This is a genomic window from Brachybacterium sp. UMB0905 (genome assembly GCF_002871795.1).
GTDB lineage: Bacteria > Actinomycetota > Actinomycetes > Actinomycetales > Dermabacteraceae > Brachybacterium.
Genome location: NZ_PNHL01000006.1, coordinates 22,650 through 38,798 on the forward strand (window position 1 = coordinate 22,650; position 16,149 = coordinate 38,798).

A 16,149-nucleotide genomic window follows, 5' to 3' on the forward strand; every position below is an offset into this window, starting at 1 on the left:
ACCAGCCTACCCGGGGTGCGCCTCGCCGCTCAGGACCAGGAGCTGGCCAGGGGCCGACCCTCGGCGTATCCGGCCGCGCCCTGCAGCCCGATGACGGCGCGCTCGCGGAACTCGGCGGTGTCCGCCGCCCCGGCGTAGGTGAAGGAAGAGCGCACCCCGGCGGTGATCTGGTCCAGCAGGTCCTCGACCCCGCCGCCGGCCGCATCGAGATACATGCGGGAGGTGGAGATGCCCTCCTCGAACAGGCCCTTGCGGGCGCGCGCGAAGGCGTCCTCCCGGGCGGTGCGGTGCGAGACGGCCCGCTTGGAGGCCATGCCGAAGGACTCCTTGTAGGCGCGCCCGGACTCATCGGTGCGCAGCTGCCCCGGCGATTCGTAGGTGCCGGCCAGCCACGAGCCGATCATGACGTTCGAAGCCCCGGCGGCGAGCGCGAGCGCGACGTCGCGCGGGTGCCGCACCCCGCCGTCGGCCCAGACATGGGCGCCGAGCTCGCGGGCCTGCTGGGCGCATTCGAGCACCGCGGAGAACTGGGGGCGGCCCACCCCGGTCATCATGCGGGTGGTGCACATGGCGCCCGGGCCCACGCCCACCTTGACGATGTCGGCCCCGGCCTCGATGAGCTCGCGCGTGCCCTCGGCGGTGACGATATTCCCGGCGGCCAGGCGCACCGCGGTGCCCTCGCGGGGGCCCAGCGCCGTCCGGGCGGCCTGCAGGGCTTCGATCATGCGGTCCTGGTGGCCGTGGGCGGTGTCCAGCACGATGACGTCTGCGCCGATGTCCACGAGGTCCCGCACCCGGGCGGCGACATCGGCGTTGATACCGACGGCCACGCCGATGCGCAGGCGACCCTCGCTGTCCACGGCCGGGCGGTAGATGGTCGAGCGCAGCACCCCGGTGGCAGTCAGGACACCGCGCAGCGTCTGATCGTCATCCACCACCAGGGCGGCCTCCCGGTGGGTGGCGGCGATGCGGGCGTGCAGCTGCGCGGGCTCAGACTCGAGGTCCGCGGGGTGCAGCACCGGCACGTCGTCGCTGAGAACCTCCCCCACCTGGGTGAAGGAGTCCTGCCCGGCGATCTCGTCGGCGGAGACGGTGCCCAGCACGTGCCGCTGCTCATCGACGATCACGACGATGCCGTGGGGGCGCTTGGGCAGCAGGTCCGCGGCCTGCCCGAGGGTGCCGTCGGCCGTGAGGGTCAGGGGATGGTCCACCAGCAAGTCACGGCTCTTGACGCTGCGGACGATCGAGGCGATGCGCTCGGGGGCGAGATCCTGCGGCAGGATCGCCAGGCCCCCGCGGCGAGCCATCACCTCGGCCATGCGGCGGCCGCTGACCGCGGTCATGTTCGCGGCGATCAGCGGGATCGTCGTGCCGCTGCCGTCGTCGCTGGCCAGGTCCACATCGAAGCGGCTGGTGACCGCGCTGCGGCGAGGCAGGAAGAAGCAATCGTCGTAGGTGAGATCCGTGATCGGCTCGTGGATGATGCGCATGGGCCCAGCATCGCATGGAGTCATGTGCGGGCAGCGATCCGGCGCTGGGTGGGGCGCGACGTTTCCGGACCTCCACACGCCTCTCACAGCGCATGCCAGGGTTGCGCGGATGCTCCGCCTAGGATGTCGGGCGTGACGAACGGACCCAGCGCATGACGGACTCGTCCTCGATGCCGAGGCGACGCCGACAGAAGGGCCGCCATCGCAAGATCGAGCGACCTGCCCAGTCGACGCCGCTTCCCGATCAGGAGGCGCGGCGGCGGCGCGATGCTGCCTTCGGCCACGCGTCGCAGCGCCGCACCTGGGTGGTGGGCCCCCAGCAGGACGAGGTGGAGCCGCAGCAGGCAGAGGTGGAGCCCCAGCAGGCCGAGGTGGCTGACGAGCCGGCCGAGCAGGTTGAGCCGGTTGAGCCGGTTGAGCCGATTGAGACGGTTGCACCGCCCGCGCGGCCGCGCGGACGCCGGGCCGCCTTTCCGCTGGATCAGCTGCCTGAGTTCCCGCCCGAGGCTATGGAGCAGGACGCGCCTGAGAACGACGGCGAGACAGGGCTGGATCACGAGCACGACGCCGAGGTCGACGCCTGGAGCGCATCGTCCGCGCCGGAACCGGAACCTGAGCCGGAATCTGAGCCTGAGCCCACACCGGAGGCGGAGCCTGACTCGGAGACGGCGCCTGTCCCGGAGCCTGCGGCCGTCGCCGCACGGCGGACCGAGCACGGGCCCGTCGGCTCTCTCCCCCAGGTCGCCGGCTGGACGATCCTGACCTCCCTGGTGCCAGGCACCGGACTGCTGACCACCCGTCTGCGCCGCGTGGGTGCGGTCCTGCTGGGGATCCTGCTCGTGGTCGGTCTCGCAGTCGGCGGCCTACTGCTGTTCGGCGACCCACTGCGCACCGCAGCGACCTTTGCCTCGCGCCGCGGGATCCTCATCGCCGCGATGATCGTCCTGGCCGTGGCCGGGGTGGTGTGGGCGCTGCAGATCATCGCCGCGAATCTCGCGCACTCCGCCCGGCAGCGCCTGGAGGGCGCCAAGCGGCACCTCGCGCTCGTCCTCGCGGCGGTGATGGTCCTGGTGGTCGCGGTGCCCTTCGGTCGCGGTGTGCAGTCGCTGTGGGCGCTGCAGGGCCTGATGGGCTCCAGGGCCGTGTTCACCGGGGGCAACACCGCGCGGGATCACCGCCTGCAGGAGGGCAAGGATCCCTGGGCTGGGGTGGGGCGGCTGAACATCATGCTGCTGGGCCAGGATGCCGGGGCGGATCGCACCGGCACCCGCCCGGACACCATCATGGTGGCCTCGATCGACACCGAGACCGGCAAGACCGCGCTGTTCTCCATTCCCCGCAACCTCGAGCATGTGCGCTTCCCCGAGGACACCCCCGCGGCCAAGGAGTTCCCCGACGGATTCCGCTACTACGGCCCCAACCAGGACCTCATCAACGCCGTGTGGTCCTGGGCGGAGGATCGCCCGGACCTGTTCGAGGGCGATCCGGAGCCGGGGCTGACCGCCACCCGCTGGGCCGTCGAGGAGACCCTGGGCCTGGAGATGGACTACTACGCGATGGTGAACCTCCAGGGCTTCGAGGACCTCGTGGATGCCCTGGGCGGGGTGGACCTCGTGGTGGAGCGGCGCATCCCCATCGGCGGTGGCGCCTCGCAGGTGGAGGGCTACATCGAACCGGGCGAACAGACCCTCGATGGCTTCCACGCCCTGTGGTACGCCCGCTCTCGCGAGGGCTCTGATGACTTCAACCGCATGTGCCGCCAGCAGCGGATCGTGCGGGCAGTGGCCGAGGAAGCGGATCCCACCTCGATCGCCCTGTCGATCCCGAAGCTGGTGAAGGCCACGGAGACGAACATCGTCACGGACCTGCCGGTGAACAACCTCGATGCCTTCGTGGAGCTGGCGCTGCGGATCAAGGAAGGCGGCTTCACCTCCCACCCGATCACCCAGGACGTCACCTTCAGCGGCAACGCCGACTGGGACTACCTCAAGGAGTGGACGCAGGCCTCGATCGAGGACTCGATGCAGCGCGGCCCGGAGTCCGTCAAGGGCGAGACCGAGCCGGGCTCGACCGAACCCGCCGAGACCGGGGCACCGCCCGAGGAGGACACCGAGGACTCCGACACCGGTAAGGAGGGCTCGGACACCGGCGAGGACGACTCTGCGGAGGAGAAGCCCACCAAGGAGGAGAGCTCCGATGGGCAGGGATCCTCGGAGAAGACCGAGGCTCCGGAGGTCGAGCAGGATCCGCTCAAGAGCTGCCTGCCGGGGGCCGATCAGAGCCAGTTCGGCTGATCCTGCCCGCCCGGGGCGCAGCGTCAGATCACCTGCTGGTCAGATCACCTGCAGCAGCGCGTTCTCAATGAGCTCCGGCATCGCCGGGTGGATCCAGTACTGGGTCTCGGCGATGTCCCGCGCACTCTGCCCGGTGCTCATCGCCTGGATCAGGATCTGGATCAGCGTCGTCGCCTCGGGGCCGATGATGTGTGCGCCGAGGATCTCGGTGGTCTCGGCATCCACGACAATGCTCGCAAAGCCCGTCTCGTCCTCCATCGCCCATCCATAGGCGATCGCGCTGTAGTCCTGGCGCGCTACCCGAATGCTGCGGCCCTGCTCGCGGGCCTGGTCTGCGGTGAGCCCCACCCACGCCACCTGCGGGGAGGTGAACACGCCGCTGGGGATCGGCATGGTGTCCGAGCGGCGCAGCTGCTCGGGGTGCAGCAGGTTGTGGCGCACGATCCGCAGCTCATGGTTCGCCACGTGCTTGAGCTGGAAGGGGCTCGAGAGGTCGCCGAGTGCCCACACACCCTCGAGCACCTCGCCTCCGGAGAGGACCCGCTGATAGGGGTCCACGAGCACGCGCCCGTTTGCGGCGGTGTCGATTCCGGCCGCGGCAACATCCAGCAGGTCGGAGTTCGGGCGGCGCCCCACGGCGACCAGCAGCTCCTGGGCACGCACCACGGCCTCGCCGCCATCGCGCGGCCCGCGCAGCTCAACCCCGTCGGCCGTGCGCTGCACGCTTGCCACGTCCAGGTTCTTCTCCAGGTGCAGCCGGGCATCGAGGATCTCGGTGAGTCGGGCGGAGATCTCCGGATCCGCGCCGCGCAGCACCCGGTCGCGCCGGGCGATGAGCGTGACCTCCACCCCGAGAGAGGCGAAAATGTGCGCCATCTCCACGGCGATCACTCCAGAGCCGAGAATCGCCAGGGATGCCGGCAGCTCGGGGATCCGCATGATGGTGTCCGAGGTGTGGGGCTGCGCCTCAGCGAGACCGGGGATGGGCGGCAGCTCGGGGCGTGACCCGGCGCCCAGCACGATGGTGTCGGCCGTGATGCGCCGGGTCCGGGGGCCGTCGGTGTCCGCGGCGGCGGTGACCTCGAGGGTCTTCGGGCCGGTGAACCGCGCGGTGCCGCGCAGCAGCGTGAGGTTCGCATTGTCCGGGTGGTCGCGCCGGTACTGTTCACCGCCATCGCTGATGGGGTCGATGCGCCCGAAGATCCGGTCGCGGATCGCCAGCCAGTCCACGTGCCGCAGCTGCTGGCTGAGACCGAAGCGCCCGGAGATCGCCGGGGTGTGGGCGAGGTTCGCGGTGTGCACGAACATCTTGGTGGGGATGCAGCCGAGGTTCAGGCAGGTTCCGCCGAACACACCGCGCGGCCCCACCCCCCGGTCGATCTGGACGATCGAGGATCCGGCCAGCTCCGGGCCGGGCAGGGAGTTCGCGGATCCGGAGCCCACCAGGGCGATATCGAAATGCTGGGCGTCATCAGTCACGTTCCCCAATCTACTGCGCCCCGCTGGCGTCCTGCGGCGGCCGCCCCTGCCCCGAGAGCAGAACTGCCCAGCTGGGGGCGAGCCCCCCAGCAGATCTGATATCGGCCGATAGTGTGACTCTTGACGACGCTGATCGGCTCCCCACCCGATCACTTCACCCGAGTGCCCACGGCGCCGATGTGAGCATGCCAGATGGAGCCGACCATGACCGCTGCCCCCACGTCCGCACCTCCCGCTGCCGGGGGCGCCGTCGTCGAGCGCGACGGCGAGGAGATCACCATCGACGGTTGCTCGAAGATCGTGCTGGCCCCCGGCGTGAAGACCCGCCAGGTGCTCGAGGGTGCACAGACCCTCGTGCCGGAGGTCCACCACATCGGTGATGCGAAGCAGACCCGCAACGCGGTCTCGGCAATCTGGGAGGGTGCACGGGTGGCGCTGGCCATCTGATCCGGCATCGATCCCGGGGAGCCCCGACGCATCCCCATCGGCGCGAGCCGGTCATCACCCCCGTAGGCTGTGGTGATGACCGGCTCGTCTGCTGTCGTGGGGGAATCCGGACGCCCCACATTCCCCTCTGCCCTCGCCGCCTGGCTGACGGTGCTGCGCTGCCCCCTGTGTGATGACGGCCTGCACGCCCAGGGCCGCACCCTGCGCTGCCCCCGCGGGCACAGCGCGGATCTGGCACGGGCCGGGTATGTGTCGCTGCTCGGCGGCACGCCGGCCCGCAGCGGGGATGACGATGACATGGCGCGGGCCCGGGACCGTTTCCTCGCCACCGGCGCCTATGAGCCGCTGCGCCAGAAGCTGGCACAGCGCGCCGCGGCCTGCGCGCCGTCACGGGTGCTGGATGTGGGCGGCGGCACCGGGTGGTATCTCGCCGGGGTGCTCGATGCGGTGCCGGGGGCGCTCGGGCTCACGACCGACACCTCCGCCCGGGCGCTGCGCTTTGCGGCCCGGGCGCATGAGCGCGCTGCCGCTGCCGCGTGGGATGTGTTCCGGCCCTTCCCCTTGGCCGATGGGTCCGTGGATCTGCTGCTGGATGTGTTTGCGCCGCGCAACCCTGCCGAGTTCGCGCGGGTGCTCGGGGACCGGGGAACCCTGCTGGTGGTGCGCCCGGCCCCGGATCATCTGGCGCAGCTGCGGGCGGCGGTGCCGACGATGGTCGCGCCGGATCCGCGCAAGGAGGAGCGTTTGCATGAGGCGCTGGATCCGCTGTTCGAACAGATCGAGACCGTGCCGCTGCGCTGGAGCTTCACTGCGCCGCCTGCCGCGGCGCGGGACCTGGTGGCGATGACGCCGAGCGCCCGCCATGTCAGCCCCGAGCAGCTCGGCGCTGTAGAGCAGCACGGGCAGCTGGAGGTCACCGCTTCGATGGTGCTGACGCAGCTGCGCACGCGCTGATCCCGGCCCGGTGAGCCGGCGGTTCAGGGCTGCCGGGAGAGTCCCACGAGCACGAGCCCGACGGCGGCCACGAGTGCCCCGGCCCCGAGCATCACGACGCCCTGGGGCATGAGATCGGCGGCGAACTGGTCCTCGAAGGCCCGCACGATCGGACCGAGGAACGCCGCCTGATCCAGCAGGTCCGGGACCAGCGTCTGAATGCGGGCGGCCAGCAGACACACCACCCCGCCGGCGAGGATCCCCGCCAGGCCCGCCAGGCCCAGTATGGCGCGGCGGTGCGCGGCCAGCAGCAGGGCGAGCAGGACGAGCGCCCCGGCGGCGAGTCCCAGCCACGGGGCATAGGGCGCGAGGGCCGCCGCCCGGGTCAGCAGCGGGATGTCCGGGATCGTTGCGACGGTGACCGACGCGGAGTCGGGACGCGGTAGCTCAACCGGCAGAAACCCCTCGGCGCCGCTCAGCATGCGGTCCACCAGCGGCAGCAGGTCTACCTGCAGCTCCTCCGCACCGGGCACGAACAGGGACTCGTGCAGGCTGACCATGGTGCGGTCCCACACAGTTCCGTAGGCATCGGTCTGGGTGATCTTGGCGGTCTGCTCCTCCAGCAGCGGGGTGAGGCGCTCGGAGATCCACCCGGGGATGCGGTCATCGTCGAGAACACTCGCAACCGCCGCATCGGAGATCTCCTGCTGGGCGGCACGGTCATCGGCCAGCGGCTGGGTGATCGCGAGGAACCCGTCCTGCGCGATGACGTGGCGCTGCAGCCACACGGCGGGCAGCCAGGCGGCACCGAGCACGAGCGCGATCAGCAGCAGAAGCGCGGCGAGGAGGTCACGAGCGGAGGACACCCGCCCACGGTACCGCGCGGCGCGGGGCAGCAGGTGGCCTAGACAGGGAGCGGCCCCGCTCCCGATGAGTCTCGGGGGCGGGGCCGATACGGCGTGTGGGCCTGGTCAGCCGCCGATGCGGATGAAGGTCCAGTTGCCGGAGTAGATGTTGCGCTCGGAGGTGCCCACGCGGGCGTTGCCTGCGTCGACCATCATGTTGCCACCGGCGTAGATGCCGACGTGGCCCGGCTTGTAGATGAGGTCGCCGGGGCGAGCCTCGGAGCGGGGGATCACCCGGCCGGCCGCAGCCTGCCCGGCGGCACCGCGCGGCAGGTTGATGCCGTGCTGGGCGTAGACCCACTGCACGAAGCCGGAGCAGTCCCAACCCGAGGGCGAGGTGCCTCCCCAGACGTAGGGGGTGCCGATGCCGGAGCGGGCGGTGGCCAGGATGGAGCTGCCCGCGGCGGCCTGCGAGGGGGCGGGCGCGGAGCTCTCGGACGACTGCTGCTCGGAGGGGTTGTTCTGGGCGTTCGAGCGCTCACCCGAACGGGAAGCGGTGTTCGAGTCCGCACGGGTCTCGGGCTCGTCCTGCCCCTGCTCCGTCTGGTTCTGTTCGGCCTGCTCCGCGGCGGCCTGCTCCTGCTGACGCTGCTCCTCGGCCTCGCGCGCAGCCTCCTCGGCCGCACGGATCTCCTCTTCGGTGGGGCCGACCTCGACGGAGATGGCACCAGCGAGCGGGGACAGGGAGGAGGTCGCGCCCTCGGCGGCCTTCTCGACGGAGGGGATGCCCACCGCGGGGGCGGTGACCGCCGGGGCCACCGCGGTCTCGATCTTCTGCGGACCATCGGCCTGCGGCTCCGCGGTCGCGCTCGCACCGCCGCCCAGCAGCATCGCAGCGGCCATGGCAGCGCCGACGCCGACGCGGCCGGCGCGGGTCACGGGCGTGACCGTCCGCATCGCGCGGCGGTGGGTGTTCTTCACAGTCTTTGACACGTCAGGCTCCCTGGCCCCTCGGTGCATGCACCTCGCGCTGGTCCGAACTCGGATCCCGTCCCGGGGCGCGTACGGGGCCTCCCGGGGGGAGCGTCGAAGCGCCGTCTCGCCTCGACACGCCCTCGACTTTAGGTGGGGGTCCCCGTCGACGTCAGCAGGACAGGAAGGGTCTGGGGGAGAGTTTGACGCGGGCTTTACTCGCCAGTCGGGGGCGTCACGCGCAGCTGCTCGGCGGCGTCGAGCTCGAGGGTGAGCTCGCGCCCATCGGCAGCGGTGAGCCCGATCATCTCGCCGCGCCGTCGCACCTCGATCCACACCCCGGGATAGATGCCGTGACCTGCGAGATCCTCGAGCAGCGCGGTCTCGGACTGCAGGCGCTCTCCGATCCGCTCCAGGAGCACGCGCGCGCTCCCATCGGCGGAAAGCACCGCGGTGAGCGTCGGCGGCACTTCACGTGACTTGAGGGGGTCTTTACCGTTGTTGGTGGCGCCGGTCTCGTCGTGCGCCGGGTCGATGCCGAGCGCCTGCAGCCCCGGGATCGGGTTGCCGTACGGGTCCACGTAGGGCGGGGTGAGCGCCGCGGCGAGCCGCTGCTGCACCGCGAGGCTCATGACGTGCTCCCAGCGGCACGCCTCCTCGTGGACCTGCGCGTACTCCAGACCGATTACGTCCAGCAGGTGACGTTCGGCCAGGCGGTGGCGGCGCATGACATCCACGGCGAGCTCGGCGCCGCGCTCGGTGAGGCGGATGCGCCGCTGGTCATCCAGATGCAGCAGGCCATCGCGCTCCATCCGGGCGACGGTCTGGGAGACCGTCGGGCCCGAGTGCCCCAGACGCTCGGCGATCCGGGCGCGCATCGGCACCACCCCGGCCTCGCGCAGTTCGAACACCGTCTTGAGGTACATCTCGGTGGTGTCGATGAGATCGCCGGACACGGGCCCTCCTCGGATGACGTAAGTGCGGTCAGCTTAGCGAGCGGCGCCACGGCTGGTCAGCGGGTCCTCAGAGCAGACGGGCGAGCAGGTGCAGCAGGACACCCAGCCCATTGATCAGCACATGGGCGAGCACGAGCAGCCCGAGGGTCTTAGCCCGCACCCGCTGCGGCCGACGGGCGATCACGCGGGCCTCGCCCCGCCCGCGGGGCATCACGAGCAGCAGCAGGATCGTCGCCAGGTACGGGATCAGCAGCAGCGGAACCGCGACCGGGGCCCGACCCGCATCGGAGGACAGCACGACACCGCCGGGGTTGCGCCACCAGGTCACGGCGATGGCGAGGACGAACAGCGCCACCAAGGCGCCGATGGCGCCGGGATGATCCCGACGCGGCAACGCCCCGGGAACCGCGGGGGCTCCCGGGGCGTCGACGCGGTGGCTCACAGAGACTTGATGATCTCGCGCATGAGCTCGGCGGTCTCGGTGGGGGTCTTGCCCACCTTGACGCCAGCGGCCTCCAGGGCCTCCTTCTTCGCCTGCGCGGTGCCGGCGGAACCGGAGACGATGGCGCCGGCGTGGCCCATGGTCTTGCCCTCGGGGGCGGTGAAGCCCGCGACGTAGCCCACGACAGGCTTGGTCATGTGCTCCTTGATGTACGCGGCGGCGCGCTCCTCGGCGTCGCCGCCGATCTCGCCGATCATCACCACACCGAGGGTGTCGGGGTCGTTCTCGAACGCCTCGAGGGCGTCGATGTGGGTGGTGCCGATGACCGGGTCGCCACCGATGCCGATGCAGGTGGTGAAGCCGATATCGCTCAGCTCGTACATCATCTGGTAGGTGAGGGTGCCGGACTTGGAGACCAGGCCCAGCGTGCCCGCGCCGGTGATGTTCGCCGGGGTGATGCCGGCATTGGACTTGCCGGGGCTGATGACGCCCGGGCAGTTGGGGCCGATGATGCGGGTGGTGCCCTTGCCCTTGGCGTAGTTGAAGAACTCGGCGGTGTCCTTCACCGGGATACCCTCGGTGATCACCACGAGCAGGCCGATGCCTGCATCGATCGCCTCGATCGCGGCGTCCTTGGCGAACTTCGGTGGCACGAACACCACCGACACGTCGGCGCCGGTGGCCTCCATGGCCTCGGCCACGGAGCCGTAGACCGGCACGTCGTGGCCGCCGTCGAAGGAGACGCTCTGCCCGGCCTTGCGGGGGTTGACGCCGCCGACGATCTGGGTGCCCGCATCGAGCATGCGCTGGGAGTGCTTCATGCCCTCCGAGCCGGTCATGCCCTGGACGATGACCTTGCTGTTCTCGTCAAGAAAAATCGACATGGGGTGTGCTGCTCACTTTCCTGCGGCGGCGAGCTCGGCAACCTTTGCGGCGCCGCCGTCCATCGTGTCGGCCAGGGTGACCAGGGGGTGGGCGAAGTCGGCCAGGATCTTCCGGCCCTCCTCGACATTGTTGCCATCCAGGCGCACCACGAGCGGCTTGGTGGCGGAATCGCCGAGCTTCTGCAGGGCGCCGACGATACCGTTGGCCACCGCGTCGCAGGCGGTGATGCCGCCGAACACGTTGACGAACACGGCGGTGACCTGCTCATCGCCCAGGATGACGTCCAGGCCGTTGGCCATCACCTCGGCGGAGGCACCGCCGCCGATGTCCAGGAAGTTCGCGGGCTTCACGCCGTGCTGCTCGCCGGCGTAGGCCACGACGTCCAGGGTGGACATGACCAGGCCCGCGCCGTTGCCGATGATGCCGACCTCGCCGTCGAGCTTGACGTAGTTGAGGTCCAGCGCCTTGGCCTTGGCCTCCAGCGGGTCCTCGGTCTTGGTGTCCACCAGGGCGGCGTGGTCCTCGTGGCGGTACTCGGCGTTGTCATCCAGGGTGACCTTGCCGTCCAGCGCGATGATCTCGCCCTCGCCGGTCTTGACCAGCGGGTTGACCTCCACCAGGGAGGCGTCCTCCTCGCGGTAGACATCCCAGAGCTTGATGAGCACCGGGGCGACCTTCGCGGCGGTCTCGGGGTCGAACTTCGCGGCCTCGACGATCTCGCGGGCCTTGGCCTCATCGATGCCGACATTCGGGTCCACGGCCACCCGGGCCAGGGCCTCGGGCCGCTCGACGGCGAGCTGCTCGATCTCCATGCCGCCCTCGACGGAGCACATGGCCAGGTAGTTGCGGTTGGCGCGGTCCAGCAGCAGGGAGAAGTAGTACTCCTCGGCGATGTCGGCGCCAGCGGCGACCATCACGCGGTGGACGGTGTGGCCCTTGATGTCCATGCCCAGGATCTCGGTGGCCTTGGCCTCCGCCTCCTCGGGGGACTTCGCGAGCTTGACGCCGCCGGCCTTGCCGCGGCCGCCGGTCTTCACCTGCGCCTTGACGACCACCACGGGGGTGCCGAGCTGCTGCGCGCCGGCCTTCGCCTCTGCCGGGGTCTCCGCGACGACTCCCCCGAGCACGGGAACCCCGTGCTTGGCGAAGAGATCGCGGGCCTGGTACTCATACAGGTCCACGGGGTGCTGTTTCCTCTCGGTGTCGGCCTGGGCGGCAGGCCTCGTCGGCCTCGGCGCCGCCCCTGGGAACATGTTCAGCGTAGCGCCTCGCCGAAGGTCCCGGTGCCGCTCTCACCTGCAGGTGATGTGCGGGACATCTCATGTGTGTCCGGCGCCGCGGACGCGTCTACGATGGCGGGATGACTCGACGCTCCCGCTCGCTGGCCGGCCGCATCCGCGACCACCTCGGATTCAGCGTGGTCGCCATCGGGGTGCTGTTCATCATCCTGCGGCTGCTGGGGGTGCGCAGCACCGTCACCGGCTTCCTGTTCAGCGTGCTGATCACGCTCGCGCTGAACGTGGGGCTGTCGTACTGGAACGAGCATCGCGCCCGCACGGCCTCGCGCCGTCCGCCGCGGCGCGAGATGCGCGGCGGCGGGGACATCCGCTTCCGCGAGGACCGCTGAGGGGACGGCGGGACCACATGAGGAGGGCGCCCGGCCATGGCTGACTGGAAGACATACGCGAAGGCGGCACGGAACACGGCGCGGCGGCAGGCGCCGGGCGCGAAGCAGGCGGTCCGACGGGCGGGCGACCGCGCGGGCGGGTATGCGCGCGCCGCCTCGAAGGCGATCGACGAAGGCTGGCGGGAGCAGCCGCGAGACCGAGCGCCGCACGACGAGCGAGATCGAGCGCCGCGGGATGAACGGGACCGAGCGTCGCGGGAGGACCAGCCCCGGCAGGACCGTCGGCCCTCCCGCTCCGGGTCCCGCACCGCGGACCTGCGCCGGGACGCGGCCGCGGCCTATGTGGTGGCCGGACGTCGCGTCGAGCGGGCGGACCTGGTGGGCCGCACCCTGCGGGCCCTGCGGGATGCGGTGCTGATCGCGGTCTCCCTCATGGTCATCTGGGGGGTGCTGTTCGCCGCCGGGATCCCGATCAGCCCGCTCACGATGCTCATCGCGGTGGGCGTGATCACCGTGCTGAGCTTCGCGAGCGGCATGTACGCGAGCTCCCGCCGGGCCCAGCAGGCCGCGCCGGACGACGAGGCGTAGAGGCCCGGCACCACGGGGGCCTCACAGCGCCGCGTTGATCGCATCCACGCTCGCCTTCGCATCGCCGAGCAGCATGTCGGTTTTTTCGTGGAAGAACAGCGGGTTCTGCACTCCTGCGTAGCCGGCGCCCATGGAGCGCTTGAACACGACGACGTGCCCGGCCTCCCACACCTTCAGCACCGGCATCCCGGCGATCGGGGATCCCGGCTGCTCGGCGATGGGGTTCACGGTGTCGTTCGCGCCGATCACGAGCACCACGTCCACCTCGGCGAAATCGTCGTTCACCTCGTCCATCTCCAGGACGATGTCATAGGGCACCTTCGCCTCCGCGAGCAGCACGTTCATATGCCCGGGCAGGCGCCCGGCCACCGGGTGGATCGCAAAGGTGACATCCACGCCGCTGGCCCGCAGCTTCTTCGCCAGATCGGCGACGGGGTACTGGGCCTGGGCGACCGCCATCCCGTAGCCGGGGGTGATGACGACCTTCTTCGCCGCCTGCAGCACCTGTGCGGTCTGCTCGGCGCTGGTCTCCGTGTGCGGGGCGTGCTCACCGTCATCGCCGCCGGCGGGCGCTCCCCCATCGGACCCGAAGCCCCCGAGGATCACCGAGACGAACGACCGGTTCATGGCCTTGCACATCAGGTAGCTGAGGTAGGCGCCGGAGGAGCCCACGAGGGCGCCGACGATGATCAGCAGGGGGCTGCCCAGCATGAACCCGGCGGCCGCGGCGGCCCAGCCGGAGTAGGAGTTCAGCATCGAGACCACGACCGGCATGTCGCCGCCGCCAATCGCGGCGACCATGTGCACGCCGATCGCCAAGGCGATGCCGGTCATCGCCAGCAGGCTCAGCCAGCCCAGCACTCCGGTGCCGCCCGAGCCGACGTACAGGATGCCGAGCCCCAGCACCATGAGCAGGGCGATGAGGTTCAGCAGATGCCGGGCGGGCAGCATCAACGGCGCACCCTTGACCTTCCCGGACAGCTTGAGGAACGCGGTGATCGAGCCGGTGAAGGTGATCGCGCCGATGAAGATCCCGAGGTACACCTCGACCAGGTGGAAGGTCTCCATATCCGGTGTGATGCCGTGCGGCTCGATCGCGGAGCCGAAGCCGATCAGCACTGCGGCGAGGCCCACGAAGCTGTGCAGCAGGGCGATCAGCTCGGGCATGCCGGTCATCTGCACGGTGCGGGCGCGCAGCACGCCGATCACGGCGCCGATCGACATCGCCAGCAGGATCAGCATCAACGTCAGGGCCGCGGGGTGCTGCCCGGTGGGGTCGGCGGCGGAGACGGCGACGGCCCGCAGGATCGTCGCGCCGACGGCGAGGACCATGCCGGCGATGCCGAACCAGTTGCCGCGCTGGGCGGTGGTCTGCTTCGACAGTCCCGCGAGCGCCAGCACGAACAGCAGCGCCGCCGCGAGGTAGGCGAGGTTGGACAGGCGGATCGCCTCGGTGAGTAGGTCGATGTTCGGGAGGAGGTCGGGGGTCATCAGGCGTCCTTCCTGAACATGCCGAGCATCCGGTGGGTGACGGTGAAGCCGCCGAACACGTTGATCGAGGCGACCACGATCGCGATGAACGCAAGGACCGTGACCAGCCAGTTCGCGGAGCCGATCTGGAGGATCGCGCCCACCAGGATGATTCCGGAGATCGCGTTGGTCTCGCTCATCAGCGGGGTGTGCAGGGCGTGGGTGACGGCGGTGATGACGTAGAAGCCGACGATCACGGCCAGCAGCAGCACCACGTAGTGGCTCGCGACCGCGAGGGGGCTCGCGAGCACGAGGGCGGCGCCGAGCAGGGCCAGCGGGATCATCCACCAGGCGCGGGAGCGCTGCGGTGCGGGCTCCACCGGGGTGGGGTCCGGTGGGGGCGGCGCCGCGGGGGCGGGCGCGGCGGAGACCTGCACGGGCGGCGGGGGCCACAGCACGTCGGCCACCACCTGCGGGGTGGGGCCCTCGCGGTCGATCCGGGCGCGGGTGAGGGTGATGCCGCGGACGATCTCGTCCTCGAGGTCGATCTGCAGCATCCCGTCCTTCGCGGGGGTCATGAGGGCCAGGAGGTTCACGAGGTTCTGCCCGTACAGCTGGGAGGCCTGGGCGGGCAGACGCCCGGCGAGGTCGGTGTGCCCGACGATGATCACGCCGTTGTCGGTGGTGATGACCTCACCGGGGACGGTCAGCTCGCAGTTGCCGCCGCCCGCGGCGGCCATGTCCACGATGACGCTGCCGGGCCGCATTCCGGCCACATCCTGCGCGGTGAGCAGGCGCGGGGCGGCGCGACCGGGGATCGAGGCGGTGGTGATGACGATGTCCGCGCTTGCCAACTGCGCGGTGTAGAGCCGCGCGGCGGCCTCGGCCTGCTCGGCGGTCATCTCCTTGGCGTAGCCGTCCGCGGAGCGTTCCGCCGCGGCGGGGATCGGCACGAACTCAGCGCCCATGGATTCGACCTGCTCGGCCACCTCGGGCCGCAGGTCGGTGGCGCGCACCACGGCGCCCATGGAGTTCGCGGTGCCGATGGCGGCCAGTCCCGCCACGCCCGCGCCGATCACGTACACGGTGGCGGGCGGGATCTTCCCAGCGGCGGTGACCTGCCCGGTGAACAGGCGACCGAAGTGGGAGGCGGCCTCGACCACGGCGCGGTACCCGGCGATGTTCGCGAGCGAGGACAGCACGTCCATGGACTGGGCACGGGAGATCCGCGGCACCGCATCCATCGCGAGCGCCGTGATGGCCGAGCGCTCGAACTCCTCGATCAGCTCGGGGCTGCGCCCGGGGGCCAGGCGCGCGATGAGATGCCGACCGGGGCGGATGCGGGCGCGCAGCTCGGGCGGCGGGGCGTCGAGCGCGGTGAGGATGTCCGCGTCCCACACCTCCTCCCCCACGATCTGCGCGCCGGCGGCCGCGTACTGCTCATCGGGGAAGGCGGCGCGCTCCCCGGCGCCGGCTTCGACGGCCACGTCGTAGCCGAGGGCGATGAGCTTCGCGACGGTGTCGGGGGTCGCGGAGACGACGGCCTGCGAGGGATCTGCCTCGCACGGGATGCCGATCAGCATGAGGTATTGCTCCTGGGGAATGAACGGGGGCGGGCGGCCGCGACCGCGTGGTGGCGCGGGCCCAGCGACAAGCCTAGGGCCGGGGAAGGTGTCGAGGGCCGCAGAACGGCCCGGCGCATCGTGCGGTTCGGCCGACGC

15 protein-coding genes are annotated in these 16,149 nt (G+C 70.9%); 5 read left to right on the top strand and 10 right to left on the bottom strand.

Going from position 1 to position 16,149, the window contains the following annotated elements; translation table 11 throughout:
- Positions 1–29: 29 nt before the first annotated feature.
- Positions 30–1,490, bottom strand: a complete 1,461-nt coding sequence (locus CJ197_RS07045) for a GuaB1 family IMP dehydrogenase-related protein (RefSeq protein WP_102236042.1) — start codon at positions 1,488–1,490, stop codon at positions 30–32.
- Positions 1,491–1,642: 152 nt separating this feature from the next.
- Here CJ197_RS07045 and CJ197_RS07050 point away from each other — a divergent pair, with 152 nt between their 5' ends.
- Complete coding sequence (locus CJ197_RS07050; RefSeq protein ID WP_102236043.1) at positions 1,643–3,784, top strand: LCP family protein; 2,142 nt, start codon at positions 1,643–1,645, stop codon at positions 3,782–3,784.
- 39 nt (positions 3,785–3,823) lie between these two features.
- On the opposite strand, the gene CJ197_RS07055 is transcribed toward CJ197_RS07050, so the two are convergent.
- On the bottom strand, positions 3,824–5,263 hold the full coding sequence (locus CJ197_RS07055) for a mycothione reductase (protein ID WP_102236044.1): 1,440 nt from the start codon (positions 5,261–5,263) through the stop codon (positions 3,824–3,826).
- 204 nt (positions 5,264–5,467) lie between these two features.
- Here CJ197_RS07055 and CJ197_RS07060 point away from each other — a divergent pair, with 204 nt between their 5' ends.
- A complete protein-coding gene (locus CJ197_RS07060) occupies positions 5,468–5,710 on the top strand; it encodes a hypothetical protein (RefSeq protein ID WP_102236045.1) in 243 nt (80 codons plus the stop codon).
- 75 nt (positions 5,711–5,785) lie between these two features.
- Entirely contained in the window at positions 5,786–6,664 is an 879-nt protein-coding gene (locus CJ197_RS07065) for a putative RNA methyltransferase (RefSeq protein WP_102236046.1), read from the top strand.
- A 23-nt stretch (positions 6,665–6,687) separates the two neighbouring features.
- Here CJ197_RS07065 and CJ197_RS07070 read toward each other — a convergent pair whose 3' ends face one another.
- The 6 genes from CJ197_RS07070 to sucC all read right to left on the bottom strand — a co-directional run bounded on the left by CJ197_RS07070 (position 6,688) and on the right by sucC (position 11,924).
- Positions 6,688–7,509, bottom strand: a complete 822-nt coding sequence (locus CJ197_RS07070; protein WP_102236047.1) for a hypothetical protein — start codon at positions 7,507–7,509, stop codon at positions 6,688–6,690.
- A 105-nt stretch (positions 7,510–7,614) separates the two neighbouring features.
- On the bottom strand, positions 7,615–8,481 hold the full coding sequence (locus tag CJ197_RS07075; RefSeq protein WP_158239403.1) for a C40 family peptidase: 867 nt from the start codon (positions 8,479–8,481) through the stop codon (positions 7,615–7,617).
- Between the two features lie 194 nt (positions 8,482–8,675).
- On the bottom strand, positions 8,676–9,416 hold the full coding sequence (locus tag CJ197_RS07080) for a metal-dependent transcriptional regulator (protein WP_102236049.1): 741 nt from the start codon (positions 9,414–9,416) through the stop codon (positions 8,676–8,678).
- Positions 9,417–9,483: 67 nt separating this feature from the next.
- Positions 9,484–9,858 (bottom strand): hypothetical protein, encoded by a 375-nt coding sequence (locus CJ197_RS07085; RefSeq protein WP_146007717.1) that lies wholly within the window; start codon positions 9,856–9,858, stop codon positions 9,484–9,486.
- On the bottom strand, positions 9,855–10,742 hold the full coding sequence (gene sucD, locus CJ197_RS07090) for a succinate--CoA ligase subunit alpha (protein WP_102236051.1): 888 nt from the start codon (positions 10,740–10,742) through the stop codon (positions 9,855–9,857). The genes CJ197_RS07085 and sucD overlap by 4 nt, the downstream gene beginning before the upstream one ends.
- Positions 10,743–10,754: 12 nt before the next feature.
- Positions 10,755–11,924: an ADP-forming succinate--CoA ligase subunit beta gene (sucC, locus tag CJ197_RS07095; RefSeq protein ID WP_102236052.1), complete on the bottom strand. Its 1,170-nt coding sequence runs from the start codon at positions 11,922–11,924 to the stop codon at positions 10,755–10,757.
- 179 nt (positions 11,925–12,103) lie between these two features.
- Between sucC and CJ197_RS07100 the strand changes: the two genes are divergently transcribed.
- On the top strand, positions 12,104–12,370 hold the full coding sequence (locus tag CJ197_RS07100; RefSeq protein WP_102236053.1) for a hypothetical protein: 267 nt from the start codon (positions 12,104–12,106) through the stop codon (positions 12,368–12,370).
- 36 nt (positions 12,371–12,406) lie between these two features.
- Positions 12,407–12,958 (top strand): hypothetical protein, encoded by a 552-nt coding sequence (locus CJ197_RS07105; protein ID WP_102236054.1) that lies wholly within the window; start codon positions 12,407–12,409, stop codon positions 12,956–12,958.
- 21 nt (positions 12,959–12,979) lie between these two features.
- Here CJ197_RS07105 and CJ197_RS07110 read toward each other — a convergent pair whose 3' ends face one another.
- Together CJ197_RS07110 and CJ197_RS07115 are read right to left on the bottom strand one after the other, a co-directional pair.
- The gene (locus CJ197_RS07110; RefSeq protein ID WP_102236055.1) at positions 12,980–14,449 is read right to left on the bottom strand and encodes an NAD(P)(+) transhydrogenase (Re/Si-specific) subunit beta; all 1,470 of its coding nucleotides are present in this window, start codon (positions 14,447–14,449) and stop codon (positions 12,980–12,982) included.
- On the bottom strand, positions 14,449–16,011 hold the full coding sequence (locus CJ197_RS07115; protein WP_102236056.1) for a Re/Si-specific NAD(P)(+) transhydrogenase subunit alpha: 1,563 nt from the start codon (positions 16,009–16,011) through the stop codon (positions 14,449–14,451). Before CJ197_RS07115 ends, CJ197_RS07110 begins: the two co-directional genes overlap by 1 nt.
- Positions 16,012–16,149: the final 138 nt, after the last annotated feature.